General features: G+C 63.1%; 20 protein-coding genes. 17 read left to right on the top strand and 3 right to left on the bottom strand.

What is annotated here, in order from left to right; translation table 11 throughout:
- Positions 1–32: 32 nt before the first annotated feature.
- The 4 genes from K9L28_04645 to K9L28_04630 all read left to right on the top strand — a co-directional run bounded on the left by K9L28_04645 (position 33) and on the right by K9L28_04630 (position 4,409).
- Entirely contained in the window at positions 33–1,019 is a 987-nt protein-coding gene (locus K9L28_04645; protein ID MCF7935609.1) for an SCP2 sterol-binding domain-containing protein, read from the top strand.
- Between the two features lie 89 nt (positions 1,020–1,108).
- Entirely contained in the window at positions 1,109–3,343 is a 2,235-nt protein-coding gene (locus tag K9L28_04640) for a methyl-accepting chemotaxis protein (protein ID MCF7935608.1), read from the top strand.
- 7 nt (positions 3,344–3,350) lie between these two features.
- Positions 3,351–4,097, top strand: a complete 747-nt coding sequence (locus K9L28_04635; protein MCF7935607.1) for a transporter substrate-binding domain-containing protein — start codon at positions 3,351–3,353, stop codon at positions 4,095–4,097.
- Between the two features lie 84 nt (positions 4,098–4,181).
- A complete protein-coding gene (locus K9L28_04630) occupies positions 4,182–4,409 on the top strand; it encodes a hypothetical protein (GenBank protein ID MCF7935606.1) in 228 nt (75 codons plus the stop codon).
- A 48-nt stretch (positions 4,410–4,457) separates the two neighbouring features.
- Here K9L28_04630 and K9L28_04625 read toward each other — a convergent pair whose 3' ends face one another.
- The gene (locus K9L28_04625; protein MCF7935605.1) at positions 4,458–5,378 is read right to left on the bottom strand and encodes a sensor domain-containing diguanylate cyclase; all 921 of its coding nucleotides are present in this window, start codon (positions 5,376–5,378) and stop codon (positions 4,458–4,460) included.
- A 299-nt stretch (positions 5,379–5,677) separates the two neighbouring features.
- Here K9L28_04625 and djlA point away from each other — a divergent pair, with 299 nt between their 5' ends.
- Entirely contained in the window at positions 5,678–6,469 is a 792-nt protein-coding gene (gene djlA / locus K9L28_04620) for a co-chaperone DjlA (protein ID MCF7935604.1), read from the top strand.
- Positions 6,470–6,475: 6 nt separating this feature from the next.
- On the opposite strand, the gene K9L28_04615 is transcribed toward djlA, so the two are convergent.
- Entirely contained in the window at positions 6,476–7,072 is a 597-nt protein-coding gene (locus K9L28_04615) for an urea carboxylase-associated family protein (GenBank protein MCF7935603.1), read from the bottom strand.
- Positions 7,073–7,246: 174 nt separating this feature from the next.
- On the opposite strand from K9L28_04615, the gene K9L28_04610 reads away from it, so the two are divergent.
- The 9 genes from K9L28_04610 (at position 7,247) to K9L28_04570 (ending at position 15,309) form a co-directional block, all read left to right on the top strand.
- A complete protein-coding gene (locus tag K9L28_04610) occupies positions 7,247–8,824 on the top strand; it encodes a glycosyltransferase family 39 protein (protein ID MCF7935602.1) in 1,578 nt (525 codons plus the stop codon).
- The gene (locus tag K9L28_04605) at positions 8,821–9,627 is read left to right on the top strand and encodes a phosphatase PAP2 family protein (protein ID MCF7935601.1); all 807 of its coding nucleotides are present in this window, start codon (positions 8,821–8,823) and stop codon (positions 9,625–9,627) included. The genes K9L28_04610 and K9L28_04605 overlap by 4 nt, the downstream gene beginning before the upstream one ends.
- Positions 9,617–10,369, top strand: coding sequence for a phosphatase PAP2 family protein (locus tag K9L28_04600; protein MCF7935600.1), 753 nt, complete (start codon positions 9,617–9,619; stop codon positions 10,367–10,369). The genes K9L28_04605 and K9L28_04600 overlap by 11 nt, the downstream gene beginning before the upstream one ends.
- An 86-nt stretch (positions 10,370–10,455) precedes the next feature.
- Positions 10,456–11,400, top strand: a complete 945-nt coding sequence (locus K9L28_04595) for a glycosyltransferase family 2 protein (protein MCF7935599.1) — start codon at positions 10,456–10,458, stop codon at positions 11,398–11,400.
- Positions 11,397–12,341 carry a flippase-like domain-containing protein gene (locus K9L28_04590; protein ID MCF7935598.1) on the top strand — a complete coding sequence of 315 codons (945 nt, stop codon included), beginning with the start codon at positions 11,397–11,399 and terminating at the stop codon, positions 12,339–12,341. The genes K9L28_04595 and K9L28_04590 overlap by 4 nt, the downstream gene beginning before the upstream one ends.
- 158 nt (positions 12,342–12,499) lie before the next feature.
- The gene (locus K9L28_04585; protein MCF7935597.1) at positions 12,500–13,162 is read left to right on the top strand and encodes a class I SAM-dependent methyltransferase; all 663 of its coding nucleotides are present in this window, start codon (positions 12,500–12,502) and stop codon (positions 13,160–13,162) included.
- Positions 13,163–13,231: 69 nt separating this feature from the next.
- Positions 13,232–14,440 (top strand): hypothetical protein, encoded by a 1,209-nt coding sequence (locus K9L28_04580; protein MCF7935596.1) that lies wholly within the window; start codon positions 13,232–13,234, stop codon positions 14,438–14,440.
- Entirely contained in the window at positions 14,433–14,741 is a 309-nt protein-coding gene (locus tag K9L28_04575) for a DUF190 domain-containing protein (GenBank protein ID MCF7935595.1), read from the top strand. Before K9L28_04580 ends, K9L28_04575 begins: the two co-directional genes overlap by 8 nt.
- A 40-nt stretch (positions 14,742–14,781) precedes the next feature.
- Positions 14,782–15,309 (top strand): nitroreductase family protein, encoded by a 528-nt coding sequence (locus K9L28_04570; protein ID MCF7935594.1) that lies wholly within the window; start codon positions 14,782–14,784, stop codon positions 15,307–15,309.
- 106 nt (positions 15,310–15,415) lie between these two features.
- On the opposite strand, the gene K9L28_04565 is transcribed toward K9L28_04570, so the two are convergent.
- On the bottom strand, positions 15,416–16,168 hold the full coding sequence (locus tag K9L28_04565) for a FadR family transcriptional regulator (protein ID MCF7935593.1): 753 nt from the start codon (positions 16,166–16,168) through the stop codon (positions 15,416–15,418).
- 259 nt (positions 16,169–16,427) lie between these two features.
- Between K9L28_04565 and K9L28_04560 the strand changes: the two genes are divergently transcribed.
- From K9L28_04560 to K9L28_04550, 3 genes are read left to right on the top strand one after another with little or no spacing between them, the layout of a single operon-like run.
- Positions 16,428–16,943, top strand: a complete 516-nt coding sequence (locus K9L28_04560; protein ID MCF7935592.1) for a TRAP transporter small permease subunit — start codon at positions 16,428–16,430, stop codon at positions 16,941–16,943.
- Between the two features lie 21 nt (positions 16,944–16,964).
- Entirely contained in the window at positions 16,965–18,269 is a 1,305-nt protein-coding gene (locus tag K9L28_04555; protein MCF7935591.1) for a TRAP transporter large permease, read from the top strand.
- Positions 18,270–18,290: 21 nt separating this feature from the next.
- Positions 18,291–19,397, top strand: coding sequence for an NAD/NADP octopine/nopaline dehydrogenase family protein (locus K9L28_04550; protein ID MCF7935590.1), 1,107 nt, complete (start codon positions 18,291–18,293; stop codon positions 19,395–19,397).
- Positions 19,398–19,444 lie beyond the last annotated feature (47 nt).

The raw sequence follows: 19,444 nt of genomic DNA, 5'->3' as shown, positions 1-19,444 counted from the left end.
AGGGCCGTTCCTGTCTGTGCGGGAAGAGTGGTATGATGACGATATTGCCACAGGGGCGTGATTGCCTGGAGCGGCGGGACATCGCAAAGGAGAGAGACTGCGAGGGAGGGATCGGAATGCGGAACGAACTGGAGCGGATGGCGGAGCGCTTCCATCCCCGGGCGGCGGGGAACCTCCAGGCGGAGATCGAGTTTGTTGCTGTTGGAGAGCAGGAGGGGTACTACGTGCTGTCCATCTCCGACGGACAGTGTTCGGTGTGGGAGGGAAGGGCTCAGCATCCAAAGCTCCGCGTCAAGGCCTCCCCGGAGGTCCTCCGCCGCCTGACGGATGACGGCGAGGACGGGGAACGTCTGGTGCGGGAAGGCCGGATCAGGGCGACGGGAGAGCTCGCCCTGCTGCGTCGGTTTAGGGAATTCTTCCCTCTGGAGCGGGAGGAACGTCCCCCACGCTACCCCGGTGGGCCGGTGAAGGTCAGGGGCGATCTCTGGTTCTGGTTCGCTCTGTTTCCCTGGGTTCTGCTCTGGTTCTCCCTGGAACGGGACGCGCCGACACTGCACGCCGGGCTCTGGTTCGCCGCTGTTGCAGGGATGGTGTTCTTTTTCTACCGGTGGCTCTATATCGAGGTCACCCTTCTCGACTGGAGTACCCTGATCGTTCCGCTTGCCATGGTTGGAGGGTACCTCGCCGATCCGGCGTTTACGGAACGCTTCGGCCTTCCCCTCGGTTTCGCCGCGCTTGCGGTGTGCCTGCTGCTCTCCCTGCGTTCCTCTACCCCCTTGACCAGTCGGTACACCCAGTGGAACTACACGTTTCAGGAGCGCAGCAAGACCGCCTTTACCAGGTCCAACGCCCTGGCCACCCTGTTGTGGGGCCTGGCCTTCCTGCTTGTGGGCGCGGGCCTCCTGGCCGTGGTGGTGCTGTTCCCCGGTCTTGCCTGGATCCGCCCCCTGTTGTCGGTCCTGTTCGTCCCCCCTGTCGCCGTCACCCTCTTTTTGCCCTCCATCGCCCGCACCCTGTAGGGCGGGAGGCCCGGGAGGTATCCCCGAACGATTCTCCGGCGGGCGGGGCGGTTGCCACCTGCCGGAGAATCACGTATTGTATACGATAAATGACCGATGAACGAACAGTACGGATAAAGGGGGAAGACGCTTTGCTTGGCAATCTGCGTATCGGTACACGGATGGCGGCGGGATTTGTCTTTCTGCTGCTTCTTTTTGTCGCTGTCGGCGGTTTGATATGGCTCAACCTGGGGGATGTCCAGACCAAAACGGAGGATCTGGCGGGACCGAGATTCCGGGAGATCAACATCGCCCACGGGATCGAACGTTCGGCCCTCGATGCCGTTTCGAATTTCCGGGGCTTCGTCTTCAGCGAAGAAGAGCGCTACGGCGAGGCCGGCGAAGAGGCGCTGGAACGAACCAGAGGCTATCTCGGGGATGCGGCGGAGCTGGCCCGGGCGACGGCGGGAATGGAGCGATTGGAGAAGGGCCGGAAACAGGCCCGCCATGCCCTGGAGCGTTTCGGTTCCATCGCTGCCGAGGCGCAGAAGGCCGTTTCGTCGATCCAGCGCTACCGCAATCGTGCCGATCAGGCGTCAACCACCTTTACGAAGAGCATGAACTCCTTCATCGAGAACGAGTATGCCGAACTCCGGAACGAGGTGGAGTTCGAGATGGGTGCCGAGGCGATCCTGGCCCGGACGGAACGTATCAGGGAGGCCCATCGGATTGTCGAAGGAGTGGGGGCCATCGAAAAGGCGCTGTACCGGGCGCAGACACTCCGGGATACGGGGATCGTTGACAGGGCCATGGAAGAACTCCCGAAGATCCGGAGTACCCTGGAAGAGCTGGAAGGGGACACCTACGTCCGGGCGAGCAAGAAGGAGCTTGGAGCGGTCCTGGAGGCGCTGTCGTCCTATGAACAGGCTGTAGGGGATCTTGTGGAGAGCTGGAACCGTGTGGCCGCCCTCTATACTGATCTGGAGGAGGCTGCGGGAGAGGTGATCGCCGTGGCCGGCGACGTAAACAGAAGTGCGGTGACCCAGGTCAATGCGCTGGCCGACGGTATGGTGTCCCAGCTCAAGGGAACGGTGCGTACGGTGTTGGTCGCCGTAGCGCTCTCGGTGCTCGCCAGCATGGCGGTCTGCACGTTGGTCCACAGAAGCATGGCCAGGCCCCTCCGTTCGGTAGTGGAGATGGCCCGACGGGGAGGCGAGGGCGACCTCACCGTTTCCAGAGGAGCCTTTGGTCTGGACACCAGGGACGAGGTCGGGGAGATCGCCGGAGCACTGGAGAAGATGGTTTCCTCCCAGCGTGAGATTGTACGCTCCATCGTAGAGGAAACGAAGGGCACCGCGGAGCGTGTGGTCGCGCTCTCCGAGGTGGCCGAGCGCTCCCGCAACGCCATGCAGCAGGTGACCGGCGCCGTCGAGGATGTGGCCTCCCGTTCGGAGTCCAACTCCGCCGCCCTGGAGGAGACCAACGCCGGGATCGAGGAGGTCTCCGGCAGTGCCCAGTCGGCGGCGGATTCCTCGGCGGAAGGAGCGGAATCCTCCAAAAAGACCAGGGAGACCGCTACCGACGCGACGGAGCGTGTCGAGGCGGTGATGAACGATGTCCTCGATGTCAACAGATCCTCCGAGAGGAACCTCGCGGGGATCCGCTCCCTTTCGGAGTCGGTGGAACAGATCTCCACGTTTGTCAACACCATCAACAACATAGCGGACCAGACGAACCTGCTGGCCCTCAACGCGGCCATCGAAGCGGCCAGGGCCGGGGAGGCCGGGCGCGGGTTCGCCGTAGTGGCCGAAGAGGTGCGGAAGCTTGCCGAGGAGTCCGGCAAGGCCGCCGGGGAGATCAGTTCGCTGATCGAGACCCTGGAGGGCCAGGCTGCGGAATCCATCGACAGTACCCGCGAGACCAAGGGTGTCCTCGAAAGGACACTGAAGCGGGCCGGAGAGGCGCGGGGCAAGCTCCACCTTGCTGTGCAGGAGATCGAAAACGTTGATAACGTTGTCCAGAATCTGGCCGCCGTGTCGGAGGAGCAGGCTGCCTCCAGTCGGGAGATGGCCGAAGCGGTCGACCAGGTCACACAGGGGACCACCGAGGTGGTGCAGCGGGTGGAGGAGATCCGGAGCTCCTCGCAGTCGACCCTCCGTGATTCCGAAGCGGTGGTTACCGAATCGGAACGTGTCTCCGAGAGCGCACGACGGATCCGGGAGCTGCTGGCACGGTTCAGGATCGACGGGGCGGTGGATGCCGATGAGGGGCTTGCGCTTCCCGAACAGAGGGCACAGCTGCCTTCGCACGAAGAGGGCGGTGCCAATATATCTGAAGAGGAGTGATTGTTGCATGCGGAAGCTGGTACTGATGGTTGCGATGGTTTTTGTCGCGACGGTTGCCCTGGGTGCTGCGGCACAGGGTGCGACGCTGCAGGAGATCCAGGAGCGCGGGACGATTCGCGTCGCCTGGGACGAGGCGACGAACAAACCGTTCTTCTTCATGGAGGACGGCATCCCCAAAGGGCTCGATGCGGACATGGCCGAGGCCGTTGCCGAGAAGCTCGGTGTGGAGCTGGAAGGGAAGCCGATGCCCTGGAGCGACATCACCGAAGCCTGGTCGGAAGGCTTCGACTGGGAGCCCTTCGACATCGCTATCGCCGCCATCACGGTGACCCCGGAGCGTGCGGAGATCTGCGCCTTCTCTGACTGGTACTTCATGACCGGTCAGATGGCCCTGGTCAAGCGTGGCGGTCCGATCGCCACCGCGGACGATCTGGAGGGCAAGCGTATCGCCGTACAGGAGGACACCACCGGCCACAGCCTGGCCAGGGAGATGACCGACGACATCGTGACCTTCCAGACCGTCAAGGAGCTGGCCGGGGCGGTGGCCTCCGGCGAAGCCCAGGCCGCCATCTACGACGGCACCGGCATCCTCTGGCTCGCCAGGGAGAATGAGAGCCTCAAGGCCCTGGAGGATCGGCTGACCCGTGAACGCTATGCCGTCGCCATGCCCCAGGGGAACGACGCCCTCATGGAAGCGGTGAACGAGGCGGTCCGGGAGCACCGGAAGGAACTCTACGAAAAGTGGTTTAAGTAGACGCCTTTCAGCGCCAAGAAGGACCCTGCAGCAGGCCCGCGGCACCCGCCGCGGGCCTGCTCATGCTACGCGGAGTCCGGTGGAGTGCAGTCCTCTATTGCCCGGAAGGCCGTTGGACGGGTCCTTTGCATACCTGTTGCCTTCCCCACAATCGGGGCGGTGACGACGGCCTTCCTCTTTCCCATTCTCTTTCAGGATATGGGTACCCGGAACCTCCTGTATATCTTGATCGACACCTCCCTGCTCGGTGCGGTGGTTGCCTGGCGGTTCGGCATCGAGGCAAAGGGGAAGAATCTGGAAGAATTGGAGTAGCTTCTGCGGGGGCGGAGGTAGTGCGTCTCCGCAGAAGCTTGGGGGATGTTACCTGATGGTTACCGTGTTGTTGCCGCGTTTCTTGCTTGCGTAGAGGGCTTCGTCGGCACGCTGCAGCAGGCGGTCCAGGTTGTCCTCCTCCTGTACGATGGTGCCTCCGATGGATGCGGTGCCGCGCACGATGTTGTCCAGACTGTCCTGGAAAAAGGAGTTCTCGATCAGCATCCGGAGATGCTCGGCCTTCTCGGCCAGTTTGTCCGTGCAGGTGTAGTTGCCGAGGATGACGAGGAATTCGTCGTCGCCCCAGCGTCCGACGAAGTCAAAGCTCTGCAGGTCGCTCGCTACGGTGAGAGCCAGCATCCGCAGCGCCCGGTCGCCTGCGTAGTGTCCCAGCCTGTCGTTGATCTCCCTGAGATGGTCCAGGTCGATGAACAGCACGCCGAAGGGAAGATGGTGGTTCTGGTACTCGTCGATCGCCGAGAGCAGGGAGATGTCCGAATACCTGCGGTTGCCTGCCTTGGTGAGCTGATCGGTGATGGACATCTCGTAATAGGACTCCGCCAGCTCCAGGGCGGCCAGCTTCTCGCTGTTGTTGCTGAAGATCTCCACGGCGCCGATGATTTCGCCTTTGTCGTCCTCGATCGGCGAGATCCGGATGGAGACGGGGACCCGGTGGCCCTCCTTGTGGTGGAGATAGACGTCGGCCTCACGCATCTTGCCGTCCTGCAGAGTGAACGCAAGGGGGCACATGCCCAGACAGAGGTTGTTGCCCTCGTTATCGACGTGGACCAGGATGTTGTCGGAACAGTGTCTCCCGTAGACCTCGTCCCGCCGGTAGCCGGTGATCCGTTCGGCGCCCATGTTCCAGTAGTGGATCTTTCGCTCTGTGTCGACCACGTAGACACCGTCGTAGAGGGTGTCGAGCATTCTCTTGTAGAGATCACTGTTGCGGAGTGCTTCTTCTTTCATGGGAGGTCTCACCCCACACAAACAGATTTGCACTGGCGTGCATGCATTCAATGATACCTCACCACACCATTTCATGCACCCAGGGCGCTTCCTTGCGGAGGATTCTGCCGGAAGCGGGCGTTTCGTGCTCCCACGGCGGGCAATGAGGTGCTCCGGCATCCTTCCTTCCTTGTGCAGGGTGGGCTACCGCGGCCCAGGGGCGAATGTGCCCGGCGGCACGGTTCCATCAATGGAGGCTCTGGGGTACACTGGCTTTCGTGTCTGCATGGATAGATACGGAACAATTGGAGGGATATATCGTGAGCTGGTGGGGCAAGGTGTTGTTTGGAGGCGTCGGCGCGGCCCTCGGAGGGCCGCTGGGAGCGATCATCGGCGGGGCCCTGGGACATCAGATGATCGACGCGAAGTCGCAGGGACAGGTGACCGGCCGGCAGAAGACGGAGGCGGCCTTCTTTGCGGCCTACTTCTCCAGCCTGGGGAAGATCGCCAAGGCCGACGGCCGGGTTTCCCCCGAGGAGGTCGCCGTGGTGGAAGACATCATCTCCCGGCGGCTGCGCCTCAATCCCGAGGGGCGTCGGGCGGCCATCGCCATCTTCAACGAAGCGAAGAGTACAGAGGTGCCCATCGGGCAGTATGTGCGGCAGTTCGGCGAGATCTTTCGGTATGACCGCGAGGCCTGCACCACCTTTCTGCTGGCGCTGATCGAGGTGGCCGCGGCGGATCATCGCCTTCATCAGGCCGAGCTGGACTGTCTCTACGAAGCCGAGGAGGCTCTGAGGCTCCCCAGGGGGACGGTGGATGCCTACCTCGGGCGGGCCGGGGCCGGAGCCGGATCCGGAAGCGACCGACAGGCCGAGGCCCCCGGACAGGAAGAACAGAGTCTCAAGGAGGCCTATACGATCCTGGACTGCTTCCCGGAGATGGGCAACGACGAGATCAAGGCGGCCTACCGGAGGAAGATCAAGGAGTTCCACCCTGATACGATCCAGTCCAAGGGGTTGCCTGCCGAATTCACCGACTTCGCCAACGAGCAGCTCGCCCGGATCAACAGGGCCTACGAGCGGATTGCCCGGGAGCGCGGCATGAAGTAACCGCCCTTACCAGATGGTGATGCGGATGTCTGTAATGGCATCGCCGCCTGTGAGGTTGAGATCCATGGGGCAGGCCGAAACCGCGCAGATCAGAGGCATGAGGGCCTGGAAGGTGATGGTGTCTCCCGCCCTGGAGACCACGGGGTGGTGGTGGAGCCCCCCTGCTTCGTCGATGGAGGCGTTCTCGAAGATGTTGAGGGGATTGGGGATGTCGTTGCGGCGGATGCCGTAGGGCGCAAGCACCTCCTCGAAGTTGGCGACGCAGCTTCTGTGCTCCGCCACCCCGTAGTCCACGAGATAGCGTTGCTCGTCGCAGGCGGGTACCAGCATGTCGTGGGTGCCGACGCTGTCTTCCGCGACGGTGAGCATGGGGTGTCTCAGGTTGGAGCGCAGCGCGTCGCCCACGCGGAGACGGATGGAATGCAGCGCAAGGATCGTGTGGGAGGTGGAAAACCGCTCACCGTAGTCCTCGGCGTTGAAGGCTACGAAATCGGCGATCTGCCCCCCCTCGATATCCTCGACGGTGCAGTGGGCTCCCTCATCGAGCCGGAAGGCCCGCGCGTACCCCCCAGGGACGAGCAGCGTTTCCTGTGGTGTTTTCATGTTTGCATCTCCTCTCGGTGGTGCGGTCTGTGTGTGCAGGATACCATGTATACGCAACCATGTGGCCTGTATCCTTCTCTTCGACGACTCCGCTCTGGGCAGAGAGGGATGCCGATTCGATGCTATCATATGGTCTGGCCTCGCCGACCTTTCGATGAAAGGAACCGACAGCCTATGGAACGAGCGCTGACACGCCGCAGGGTGGTCTTGTACGTCGGTATCGCCCTGGTGATGATCGGCTGCGGGACCTGGATGGTGCCGCTGACGGCGCCGGATGAAGGCCGCAATGCTGCGGCGGCCTGGACCATGCTCCAGAGCGGTGACTGGATCACCCCCTGGTTCAACGGCCACATCCGTTTCGCCAAACCACCCCTGCTCTACTACCTGACGGCTCCCGCCATGGCGGTCTTCGGACAGGATGCCGTTGCCGCACGGCTGCCGTCGGTGGCGGCCTCGCTGGGGATGGTGCTGGTGCTCTTCGGGACGATGGCGCGCAGCCTCGGCAGGAGGGAGGCGGTGGCCGCCGCGCTGGTCTGGATCACCAATATCCATGTCCTTCTGGAGAGCCGTGGGGCGGTGCCGGAGATGACGCTGGTCTTCTTCCAGTTTCTCGCCTTTCTGCTGCTGGTCCGGGGGACAGGGCTCACCGGAGAGACGCCGGGCCGCGGGAAGGTGCTTCTGGCCTGGGCCGCGGCGGGCCTGGCGGTCCTGGCCAAGGGGCCCATCGGTTTTCTGCTGCCCGGTGCCTCGGCATTGCTCTGCGCCTTCCTCTGCAACCGGGCGCTTTCGGTGCCGCTCTTTCTGCGCCGGGCCTGGCTGAACGCCGGGCCGGGGATCTTTCTGCTCATCGCCGGACCCTGGTACGGGGCAATGGTTGTGTTGCACGGCGATCTCTTTGTGGAGCAGTTCCTGGTGGCCAACAACCTCGCCCGGTTCACCGGCAGCATCGCCTACCACGACTATCCCTTCTGGCAGACCTACCTGCCGGTGCTTCTTGTTGCCTTCTGGCTCTGGCATCCCTTCTGGGGCGGTGCCGCGAGGGCGGTGCGGCAGATCGAGGGAAAGAAAGGATTGCTGCTCAAGGCCCTTGCCGTCAATGCCATTGTGGTCATCGTGTTCTACAGTCTGGCGGCCAACAAGCTGCACCACTACCTTCTGGCCTCCTATCCCGGGCTCTCGGTGCTGCTGGGTTGCGGGTTCGCCGGTGCGTTCTACGGCCGCGGAACACGGTGGATCCTGGCTTTGCAGGGTGTGCTGGAGCTGGCCGGGGCGGTCTGTCTCTTCGTCTTCGCCTCCGCACCCCTGCCGCTGGATTTCCGGATCGCCGGGGTCTGTCTCGCCGCAACCGGCTGCGTCACGCTGCGCCAGGCCATGGTGGTCCCCTGGGGAGCCCGGGGACGGCTCCAGCTGGCCCGGGGCGCTCTGATGCTGGCGCTTCTGCTGTCGTTGATCGTCCAGTATGGCGGGCTCTACCGGCCGCAGGCCATGGCGGCGGCTCTCGAGGGCGTCCCCGCCGGCCTGTTCAAACGGGAGCAGGCGGCGGTGATCTTCTACAGCGGCCGGGATCTCCCCATCCTGGAGAGTGAAGAGGCGGTGGTTTCCTTCGCGGCCGACCGGCCCAGGGTGCGTATCTGGGTGCTTGAGCGCCACCTGGAACGGGTCGAGGGCGCCCTGCCCCGGCGGACCCATCGGATTGTCCGGCGGGGCTGGGATCTCGAGGAACCCGCCGTGGTGATGGAAATAACACAATGAGAATCGAGGTGGACAGAGTGTTTCCCCATGCGAATGACGTTCCAACCATTGTGCTCAGCCTTCTCTGTATCCTTGTGATCGTGCAGGTGGCCCGGGGAGGGTACTTCAAAGCCATGTCCCGGTGGTTCCGTTCCGGGACCTACCGGTTCCACGGACCCCTCCTGCTGGTCCTGGCCGCGCTCTTTGCTCTCTCCTTCCTGGCCGACGGTTCCCGGGAGCTCCTGCTCTCCCGGGGGGTGCCGGCTCTCGAGTTCCTGCGGCAGCTGGGGAACCTCTACGGAAGCGCCGAGTTTGCCTTCTCCATCTTTGTGGGGGCCTACTTCCTGGCGGTGCTGTTCCGCAAGGGCAGGCTGGCCTTCTGGATCCTGGGGCTCTTCGCGGCCACCATGGTGGCCGGCATCGCCACGGATCTGCTGAAATACCTCTTCGCCCGCACCAGGCCCTTTGCGGAGGTAGCCCAGTACTGGGGCTGGTTCCGGTACGAAGCCCTTGTGGAGTCGGGGTTCGGCTGGCAGTTCCGATCCTTTCCTTCGGGGCACGCCTGCACGGGCTGGGTGATCGGACTCTACGCCCTGTTGACACGCCGCGTCAAAACGGGGCTTGTGCTGCTGGCCTTCGGGGTGGTGACCGCCTATGGGCGGGTCGCTACGGGGTCGCACTGGCCGTCGGACACCCTGGGGTCGGCGCTCTGGGCGGCCGTCGCCGCTCTGCCCTTTGCCCTCCACTACCTCCGTGCCTCCGGAGAGCTGGCGGCGGAGCCGCAGGGCCCTTCAGGGCGAGGGGGGAATCCCCATGTTGCCTGACCGCGATCTCTTTCCCGTGATTGTCATGGCGGTTCTTTTCCTTGCCGTTTCCTGGCGATGCGTAGGGGCGGGCTACGCCAGGGCGCTCTCCACCTGGTTCGACCCTTCCTTTGCCCGGAGATACCGCTGGCTGCTGTTGCTCGCTGTCTGTGGTGCTGTGGCGGGCCTTTCCCTGGACCGGCTCCAGCCCCTTGTGGTCGGTCTGGAAGGGGGAGCGCTCGGTGCGGTGCGGGAGTTCGGCAACCTCTACGGCAACGCCGTCGCGGCGTTTTCGCTGATAACCGGGGCCTTTTTTGTCGCTAAACTGTACCGCAGGGAACGGGTGGCCCTGTGGATTATGGGGCTCTTTGCGGCCACGCTGGCGGCGGGATTGTCCAGCGACCTGTGGAAGGTGGTGTTCGCCCGCAGCCGGCCTTTCGTTGCCGAGCAGGGGTGGTTCCAGTATGGGGCGATCCTGGGTTCGGGACTCGACTGGCGATTCTTTTCCTTTCCTTCGGGGCACACCGTCACCACCTGGACGATGGCGTTCTTCGCCGCCCAGACCGGTTGGTACCGCACGGCCTTTGTACTGCTGGTCTGTGCGGAGTGCACCGCCTTCGCCCGGATACTCGCCGGGGTCCACTGGCCGGCGGATGTGGTGGCCGGCGCGCTCTGGGCGGCGGTGGCCGCTCTCCCCTTCGCACACTGGTTCAGGAGGATGGAAGCGCAACACGGCGCAAAGCACGGCCGTTACGATATTTAGGCCGGTTGCCTGACGGAGGCGGCTCTGGACGGACAGGCCCTCCGGTCGGGAGGAAGTGAGGTGCCGTTATGGCGTACCCGGACAGCATGAGTGTTGTGGTGCCGCTCTACAATGAGGAGGAGAACGTCGGCGTGCTCCATCGACGGATCCGCCGTGCGCTGGAGGGGCTCGATCTCCGGTGGGAGATCATCTATATCAACGACGGAAGCACCGACGGAACCTGGCGGAAACTGGAGGAGATCGTCCGCGCCGGACCGGGCGTGGTGGGGATCTCGCTGCGCCGCAACTTCGGACAGACCGCCGCCATGAGTGCGGGCTTCGAACGGGCATGGGGCGAGGTCATTGTGACAATGGACGGCGATCTCCAGAACGACCCGGCCGACATCCCGCAGCTCCTGGACAAGCTCGACGAGGGGTGCGATATCGTCAGCGGATGGCGGAAGGACAGGAAGGACGCCCTGATTTCCCGCAGGATCCCCTCCCGGATCGCCAACTGGCTGATCGCCAGGTTGACGGGTGTGCGTCTCCACGACTATGGCTGCAGCCTCAAGGCCTACCGGTCGGAGGTGATCAAGGAGATTGAGCTCTACGGCGAGCTGCACCGCTTTATCCCGGCGCTGGCCTCCATGGTGGGGGCACGGGTCGCCGAGATTCCGGTGAACCACTTTCCCCGGGCGGGGGGGACCTCCAAGTACGGCATCTCCAGAACCCCCAAGGTTGTTCTCGATCTGCTCCTTGTCCGCTTTCTCCTCCGTTTCCGCACCAGGCCGATCCATCTCCTCGGGGGCATGGGGCTGCTGCTGGGCGGCGCGGGCTTCGGCATTACCCTCTACCTGACGATCCTCAAGTTCTGCTTCGGCGAGGAGCTTTCCAAACGTCCGCTGCTGATTATCGGCGTCCTCTTCATCCTCGTGGGAACCCAGCTTTTCACTACGGGGCTGCTCGCCGAGCTGCTGATCCGGGCCTACTACAAGGACGGGAAGCGCCCCTACTGGGTGCGCGAGACCCTGGGAAGGGGGCTGGGGCAGTGAACAGGGGCTGGTCGACGTTCTTTTCGCTGGCCATCGCACTGGTGACGCTGTGGGTGCTGGCCTCGGCCGGCAAACTCGGGCCGGCCATCGCCCTCTGGCGGACGGTGCCGGGGCCGGTGCTGCTCTGTGCCCTGGGGCTCTACGTGGCCACCTATCCGCTGCGCGCCTATCGCTGGCTGCTTTTGATGCGGGGGAGGGGGATCGTCGCCAATCTGGTGCCCTACACGTGGATTGTCGGGATCCATACCGCGGGATCCAACTTTCTTCCCTTCAAAAGCGGTGAACTGCTTTTCCCGATGCTCGTCCGGCGGAGGGGGATCCCCTTTTCGGAGGGATTTGTCTTTCTGCTGGCCGGGCGGATGCTCGACGCCGGAAGCATGCTTATCCTGGCGTTGCCTCTTTTTTTGGGTAAAATAGGCATTGTGGCAGCGGCTGCAGTCTGTATCCTTGGTGTGGCCGTCAAGGGGCCGCTCTGTGTTCTGTTGCTTCGTCTGGCAAACCGCCCCGGGAAGATTGCGATGCTCCGTCCGCCTCTGGAGCGGATCGCCTCGATCTCTGTGCCGGCTTTTGTCTGGCTGGGGACGGTGACCATGGCTGTGTGGATCCTCAAACTCCTGGCAGTCGCCACCATCACCCGTGCGGTGGTGTCCGGGGAATTGTTCCGGATCCTGGCCGCTTCGTTGGGGGCCGAGCTGGCCTTCCTGGTGCCGCTCTCCGGCTGGATGGGGCTTGGAAACTACGAAGCCGGGTGGTTGCTCTCCTCGTGGCTCGGTGGGGGGCGTCCCGGGCCGGAGGCAGCCCTCTTCGCGCATACCTTTCTCCTGGTGGCCTCGGCCTTTGTCGGAGCCGCTTCGGCCTTTTTCTTCTGCTTGCGGGGACGCGAACGATTCCCGGAGAAGGTGGACAAGGCGGAAACGGATCATGGAGACAGTGAGGCCTGAACGGTTCCCCCTTTCCGGTTCGATGAGGAGTGCAGGGCCACTCCAGGGGATGGGGCCACATCTTTGTGAGGAGCGGTTTGTGGTATACTCTTGCCGTAAAAGATCTTATTATCTTGGGTGAGACGGTGACGTGTTGCCCCTGCAAAGAAGGTGTGTCCATGGTGACATTACTGCCCGACGTGTTCTCCCGCTGGGTGACGGACCGGCTTTCCCGGAAGCCGTCGGGATGGATGGGGCGGCTGGTGTACAAAGACAGATCCGTGCAGAATGTGACGCCCCTCGTTCTGGAGTGGATACGGCCCGCCGAGCGGGACAGCTACTGCGAGATCGGACAGGGGGGCGGTCTCCTGCTCCGCGAGATGCTGCGCTATGTCGGGAAGGCCGCCGCGCTGGACCACAGCCGGGATATGGTGGAGCTGGCTTCCGCAAACAACCGGGCGGCGATCGAGGAGGGCAGGTTGCGTATCGACCAGGGGGATGCCTTGAATCTCCCCTGGCCGGACGGCAGCTTTACCTGTGGGGCCAGCGTGGCGGTGCTGCTTTTCCTCTCCGAGCCGGAGCGCTTCATGCAGGAGGTGGCCCGAGTTCTCGCGCCGGGGGGACGCTTTGTCCTGATCACCCCCGGCAGGCGTTCCCTCGATGAGGGGAGGAAGGCCGGCGCCGCGCACGGTATCTTTCTCCACGGTTCCCGGTTTTTCAGCGAGGAGGAGATCGGGGGGCTGGTGCGCGGTGCGGGGCTGGAGCTCACAGGCATCCACTGGATGCGGCATCTCCTTGCGTCGGGGATCGGGAAGCCGATCAATGGTATCTCCAGGGTGTGATTCTCTCCTGACCGGTGCTTGCTCTGTCGGTGTTATCTGTTAAGATTTTCGTTAACCTGGCAGAGTGAGGTGAGTATCATCGGTCTTCCCTGGAGATGGAACAGACTGGAAGCGGCCGGTTCGCTGGGTGACCTGGGAACCCTGCTTCCGCTCGCTATAGGGATCGTCTTCGTCAACGGTCTTGACCCGGGGGCGGTCTTCCTGCCGGTGGGGCTCTTCTACATCGGCTCCGGTCTCTTCTTCGGGACCACCGTTCCCGTGCAGCCCATGAAGGTGATCGGGGCCTATGCCATCGCCACCGGAATGAGCGCCGGCGAGGTCTACGCCGCCGGCCTGCTCATGGGTGGTGCGTTGCTCCTCTTCGGCGCCTCGGGAGCGGCGGGGTTCATCGGGAGATGCACACCGAAGGCCGTCATCAGAGGGGTCCAGCTCACCACAGGGCTTCTGCTGATGACCCAGGGCCTGCGGTTTATCCTGGGGGAATCCTCCTTTCAGGCCCTCCAGGGCGCCGCCGAGCCCTTTCTTGCTCTCCAGGAGATCGCCGGTGTGCCGGTGGGTCTTCCGCTGGGGATCCTCGGTGTGCTAGTGACCCTCCTGCTGGTGGACAACCGACGGTTTCCCGCCGGTCTTGCGGTCGTCTCCGGCGGCGTGCTGGCCGCCCTGCTACTGGGTCCGGACGTGGCCTTCCATGCCCTGGACCCCGGTTTCCATCTGCCCCGGATCCTGCCTGCGGGCTGGCCGTCGCCGGAGGAATTCCGGAATGCATTCTTCCTCGCCGTGGTCCCCCAGCTCCCACTGACACTCCTCAATGCCGACATCGCCTTTGTCGATCTCTCCTCTTCCTATTTCGGCCGGCAGGCGGGGAGGATCACCTACCGGACGGCGGCGCTCAGCATGTCGGCGGCCAATCTCTGCAGCGCCCTTCTGGGAGGGATGCCCATGTGCCACGGCGCCGGCGGTCTCGCCGCCCACTACCGGTTCGGCGCCAGAACGGCGGCATCGAATCTCATGATCGGCGGGTTCTTCCTCGTTCTGACCCTCTTTCTGGGCGGTTCCATCCTGGAGTTGCTGAAACTGCTCCCCATGGCGGTGCTGGGGGTGCTGCTCCTCTTTGCCGGGGGACAGCTCGGCATGCGGGCCATCGACCTGGAGGGCCGGGAGGAGTTCTTTGTGGCGCTTTTGATTGTTGCCGTGACGTTGGCTGCCAATCTTGCCGTTGGGTTTGTGGCGGGGTTTGCGCTTTCCTGCGCGTTGAGATTGGAGCGTTTCCATGTATGAGACGGCGCTGCGACGTCCGGAGAGGGGGAGTGCCTCTGTCGTAACAGATGGGCGTCGGGGGCTCGCCGGTGTGACCGTACTGCGCGGTATGGAGGGATTCGGTGCCCACAGCCGGGTCCATGCGGCGCATATCCTGCGACTCTCCGAGGACCTGCCCTGTATTGTCGAGATCGTTGACAGGGGAGAGCGGCTCGACCAGCTGATGCCCTTTCTCGACGAGACCCTGCGGGAGGGGCTGGTCACCCGGGAGCCGGTCCATGTTGTTTTCTATCGATACGACGGGACCAAAAACGAGGAATGATGGAGTGCGTGGACCGCACAGAATATGGAGGGAGATTGTGATGCTTGAACTGCTGCGGAACCGGCGGAGTATCCGGCGTTTCAGGGAGAGCCCCGTAGAGCCCGAGAAGGTGGAGGCTTTGCAGGAGGCGATGCTTCGTTCGCCTTCTGCGAAGAACATCAAACCCTGGGAGTTTGTCATTGTAGAATCCCGGGGGTTGCTGAAGGAACTGGCTGACTGTAAACCTCAGGGGGGCAGGTTTCTCGCCGAGGCGCCCCTTGGCGTGGTGGTGATCGCCGACGAGCGCGAGAGCGACGTCTGGGTGGAAGACTGCTCCATCGCCTCCGTCATCATCCAGCTGGAGGCTGAAGCCCTGGGGCTCTCGAGCTGCTGGATCCAGATACGCAACCGGCCCGGGACGAGCCATGCGAAGGCCGAGGATGTGGCCAGGGAGATCCTCGGTATCCCCGCACACTACCGGGTTGCGTCGATCATCGCGCTGGGCTACGGGAATGAAGAGAAGCCGGGGCATCCCAGGGAAGAGCTGCCTCTGCACAAGGTGCACCGGAACCGCTATTCCCCTTCCTGAGCGGTGGAGAGATGGGTGCGGGGTGCTCCTTCGGGAGAGCCCTCTGCACATAGGTGCCCCAGCAGGGGTACCGCCTTTCCGCACTGACGCACCGCCCGGCGGTGCGTCAGTGCTTCCGGGAGATGCTCGTCTCCCGGATATCCCGGTGTTTCCGTTCCTTCTCGGGGACCGCCTTTTCCAACCCCCGGAGCAGATGGTCCCGCATGATCCTGCTGGCGCCGGCTGCGTCGCGGGCCGCGATACGGTCGACCATCTGCTCGTGTTCGATGATCATCTGTTCCCATTCCGCTTCGGTGAGATTGAGGTACTTGTGGCGCTGGGCGTCGATCTCGCTTCGGATGGAACGGAGGAGGCGTAGCGCGAGCTTGTTCCTCCCGATGGCTGCGATCTTCTCGTGGAAATCCGTGTGGATCTTGAGATGCTCGGCGTCCCGGGGATGACCGCTTCCCGAGGCGTCCTGGGTCCGCCGGATGATCTCGCGGAGCTCTTCGGCGTCCTTTTCGGTGGCGTTCTGCGCCGCCCAGTAGACATTCTGGACCTCCAGGAGGATGCGGACCTCCATCAACTCCACCCATGAGGTGTCGTCGGTGAGGTAGCGGAGCAGCTCGGTGTTGATGATATTCTTGCGGGCATCTCCAGAGACAAAGGTTCCCTGCCCGGGCTTCGATTCCACGATGCCGAAGATCGCCAGGGCCTTGGTGGCCTCCCTGATGCTGTTCCGGCCCACCTCGAAGGAGCGGGCGAGCTCCATCTCCGTGGGAATCCGCTCCCCCGGTTTCCACCTCCCCTCCTTGATCGCCTCTATCATCTGCTTCAGGACCTCCTGGTAGAGGTTTGATCTGCTTGCCGGTTTGAACATCCTTTCCTTCACCTACTTTCCTGGAAGAGTGTACTCTCTTTGCTTTGTCTGACAAGTACCGGATGGACTCCGAGGCTGCTTGTGAAATAGGGTTGCTTAAACGTGTACAGAATGCACTGAGGCATTCGGCTGGGCAGCTATTGACACAGGCGCCGGGCTTCCGTATTGTACTACATATTCAAACATCCTACATTAGGATGGTAGGGAGAGAGGATTGTATGGAGCCCTTGGGCTACCGTGCGAAAGGGGGAGATCTGTGTTGTCGCAGGATGAGCTGGGAGGAGGATTTGCCGCAAGCGTCGAGCGGGGACAGCGTTTTGTTCTCTTTGTGTTGATCCTTGCGGTGGCGGTGCTGGTATTTGTGCAGGTACTGCTGCGTTATGTCTTTCGGGCGCCGTTGATGGGAATCGAGGAGATCCTGCTCTTTCCCACCATATGGCTCTATTTCATCGGTGGTATCAACGCATCGGCGGAGGAGACCCAGATTGTGGCCCGCGTTCTGGAGGTCTTTGTCAAGAATCAGAGGACCGTCAGGCTGATCCGTCTTGTCGCGTCGATCATCTCGGTAGTGGTGCTTGCCTGGCTGACCTACTGGGCCTACGACTACTTCGCCTACAGCCAGATGATGGGCAAGACGAGCCCCACGCTGTACATACCGTTGATCTATGCCGACTTTGCTTCGGTGGTCGGGTTTGCCCTGATGGGGGTCTATACGGTACGGACGGTCTTCCAGCGGATGAAAACGCTTGATTCCGGCGAAGCGCCTGAGGCGTAAGAGAGGAGAGAGAACGGTCCAATGCTCACCATAGTCCTTTTCTCGTTAATTATTCTCGTTGTCTTTCTCACGTTGGGAGTGCCGCTGCCCTTCTGTTTCGGCGGTGCCCTGATGTTCATGAGCATTGTCGGTGAAGTGACCATGAAGGGCATGATGCTCTGGGGGATCGGGCAGATTACCAATCCCGTTCTGCTCTGTGTCCCTCTCTTTATCTTCGCCGGCACCATCATGAGCGAGAGCGGGATCGCCCGCTATCTCCTGGAGTTTGTCAATGTCTTTGTCGGGCGGATCAAGGGTGGCCTCGGTGTGGTCAGTGCGGTGGCCTGCGCGATCATCGGCGCGATCTCCGGCAGCGGATTCACCGGTGTCGCCGCCATGGGTCCGATCCTTATCCCCCGGATGGAGGAGGAGGGGTATCCCCGGGGGTACGCCACGGCGCTGGTGGTCAACTCCTCCATCCTCGGTCTGCTCATCCCGCCCAGCGTGATCATGATCGTCTACGGCTGGGTGACCGAGACCTCCATCCTGGCCTGTTTCCTGGCCACTGTGGGCCCCGGCGTGCTGATCACCTTTCTCTTTGCGGCGATCAATCTCATCTGGTCGAGGAAGTTCGATCTCCACCAGGAGCCCAAGCTGCCCCTCCCGGAGAAGATGAAACAGCTCTCCAGCAGAACCTGGAACGCCCTCCCCGCCCTGATGATGCCCTTCATCATTCTCGGCGGGATCTACGGCGGGATCATGACCCCCACGGAGGCCGCCGCCGTAGCCGTGATCTATGCGATTCCGGTAGGCTTTTTTGTCTACAGGGGACTGACGCCCTCGGGATTCTACAAGCTGGCCTGGGAGTCGGCCACCTCGGTGGGCGCCATACTGATCATGATCCTGGTCTGTCTGATGCTCAGCCAGACCTACGTGATGGAACGGGTCCCCCAGATGCTGGTGCAGGGACTCTTTTCGATCACCCAGAACAAGGCCGTCATCCTGGTGCTGATCAACATCATGCTCTTTTTCGTCGGCATGATCGTCAACGACATCACGGGGATCATCCTGGTGGCGCCGCTGCTGCTGCCGCTGGTGCAGGCTATCGGCGTGAGCCCGGTGCAGTTCGCTGCGATCATGGGGGTCAACCTCGCCATGGGAGGGGTCACACCGCCCTACGCCAGTATCCTCTATCTGGGGATGCGCATCGGGAAGGTGGAGTTCATGGATATCATCAAGCCGGCGATGGTGCTGATCCTCTTCGGGTATGTGCCTGTGGTCTTTCTGACCTCCTTCTGGCCTGACCTCTCGCTGTTCCTGCCCAGGATGCTGGGCTTTGTCCAGTAGCGGAGAAGGGGGCGACCAGTGATGCGTGTTGCTGTGTTGGGAGCGGGCAACGGGGGCCAGGCGCTGAGCGGCGATCTGGCGCTGCGGGGGCACGAGGTCTCCCTCTTTGAACATCCCTCCTGCGCGGAGGCCTTCGCCCCGGTCCGGGAGTCCCGGGAGATCCGGCTTACCGGCGTGATCGAAGGCAGGGGGAAGCTCCGCAGGGCTACGACAGATCCCGGAGAGGCCGTGGCGGGTGCCGATGTGGTCTTCGTGGTGGTTCCTTCCTTCGCCCAGCGCCCTCTCCTGGAGCTCGTCCTGCCCTGTGTCGAACCGGGCGCAAGGGTGCTGCTTGTCCCGGGGAACTTCGGCAGTCTGGAAGCCTATGCGATGGCCGCGGCCGGCAATCTCGCCGTGGATCCCTCGCATCTCGGCGAGACGGACACCCTGCCCTACGCCTGCCGGATGACCGAACCGGGCGTGGTGAATATCTGGGGCGTCAAAAAGGGCTTTTCCGGTGCCTGTCTGGAGGGCGACGCCTCGGAGGGATTCGTGGCCGCCCTGGAGGGAGCCGTTCCGATCCCCCTCTGGCCGCAGAGGAATGTCCTGCAGGTGGCCTTCAGCAACATGAACATGGTCGCCCACTGCGCCACGCTTCTGTTGAACGTGGGCCGGATCGAAGGGGTGGGCAGCGATTTTCGATTCTACACCGACGGCGTCACCCCGAGCGTAGGGAAGCTGCTGGAGGCGGTCGACGCAGAACGGGTGGCCGTAGGCAAGGCCTACGGGCTCGATCTTTCCTCGGCGCAGGAGTGGATCCGCTCCGTCTACACCGTTGACGGAACCACCCTGCACGAACTCTTTGCCAACAACCCCATCTACGCCAGGCATGGGGCGGACGCCCCGAAGGGTGTCCACCACCGGTACGCCACCGAGGATGTCCCCAATCTGCTTGTCCCGGTGGTGGACCTGGGCGATACGGCCGGTGTCGCCACTCCTGTCATGGATGGGCTGGTGGCAATCTACTCCGCCCTTCTGGACAGGGATTTCCATGAGGAGGGACGGAGCCGCCAACGTCTGGGCCTCGGCGGTCTGGACAGGGAAGACATTATGCGGTTCGTGCAGTATGGGAAGGGGGGTGGGGTGTGACACGGCGGCGAGAGGGGAGTGCCATGATACGGCGGAATCCCTGTGTC

Source organism: Synergistales bacterium (assembly GCA_021736445.1).
Taxonomy (GTDB): domain Bacteria; phylum Synergistota; class Synergistia; order Synergistales; family Aminiphilaceae; genus JAIPGA01.
Note: the sequence above shows the minus strand (reverse complement) of the source record. Positions and strands in the feature narration are given on the sequence as shown.

Bases quoted from the DNA above. Each gene is read 5' to 3' on its own strand.
- K9L28_04555 (MCF7935591.1), top strand. From the start codon at position 16,965: ATGCTCACCATAGTCCTTTTCTCGTTAATTATTCTCGTTGTCTTTCTC.
- K9L28_04585 (MCF7935597.1), top strand. From the start codon at position 12,500: ATGGTGACATTACTGCCCGACGTGTTCTCCCGCTGGGTGACGGACCGG.
- K9L28_04635 (MCF7935607.1), top strand. From the start codon at position 3,351: ATGCGGAAGCTGGTACTGATGGTTGCGATGGTTTTTGTCGCGACGGTT.
- K9L28_04640 (MCF7935608.1), top strand. From the start codon at position 1,109: ATGACCGATGAACGAACAGTACGGATAAAGGGGGAAGACGCTTTGCTT.
- K9L28_04575 (MCF7935595.1), top strand. From the start codon at position 14,433: ATGTATGAGACGGCGCTGCGACGTCCGGAGAGGGGGAGTGCCTCTGTC.
- K9L28_04595 (MCF7935599.1), top strand. From the start codon at position 10,456: ATGAGTGTTGTGGTGCCGCTCTACAATGAGGAGGAGAACGTCGGCGTG.
- K9L28_04600 (MCF7935600.1), top strand. From the start codon at position 9,617: ATGTTGCCTGACCGCGATCTCTTTCCCGTGATTGTCATGGCGGTTCTT.
- K9L28_04645 (MCF7935609.1), top strand. From the start codon at position 33: ATGATGACGATATTGCCACAGGGGCGTGATTGCCTGGAGCGGCGGGAC.
- K9L28_04570 (MCF7935594.1), top strand. From the start codon at position 14,782: ATGCTTGAACTGCTGCGGAACCGGCGGAGTATCCGGCGTTTCAGGGAG.
- K9L28_04625 (MCF7935605.1), bottom strand. From the start codon at position 5,378: ATGAAAGAAGAAGCACTCCGCAACAGTGATCTCTACAAGAGAATGCTC.
- K9L28_04605 (MCF7935601.1), top strand. From the start codon at position 8,821: ATGAGAATCGAGGTGGACAGAGTGTTTCCCCATGCGAATGACGTTCCA.
- K9L28_04615 (MCF7935603.1), bottom strand. From the start codon at position 7,072: ATGAAAACACCACAGGAAACGCTGCTCGTCCCTGGGGGGTACGCGCGG.
- K9L28_04610 (MCF7935602.1), top strand. From the start codon at position 7,247: ATGGAACGAGCGCTGACACGCCGCAGGGTGGTCTTGTACGTCGGTATC.
- K9L28_04565 (MCF7935593.1), bottom strand. From the start codon at position 16,168: ATGTTCAAACCGGCAAGCAGATCAAACCTCTACCAGGAGGTCCTGAAG.
- K9L28_04550 (MCF7935590.1), top strand. From the start codon at position 18,291: ATGCGTGTTGCTGTGTTGGGAGCGGGCAACGGGGGCCAGGCGCTGAGC.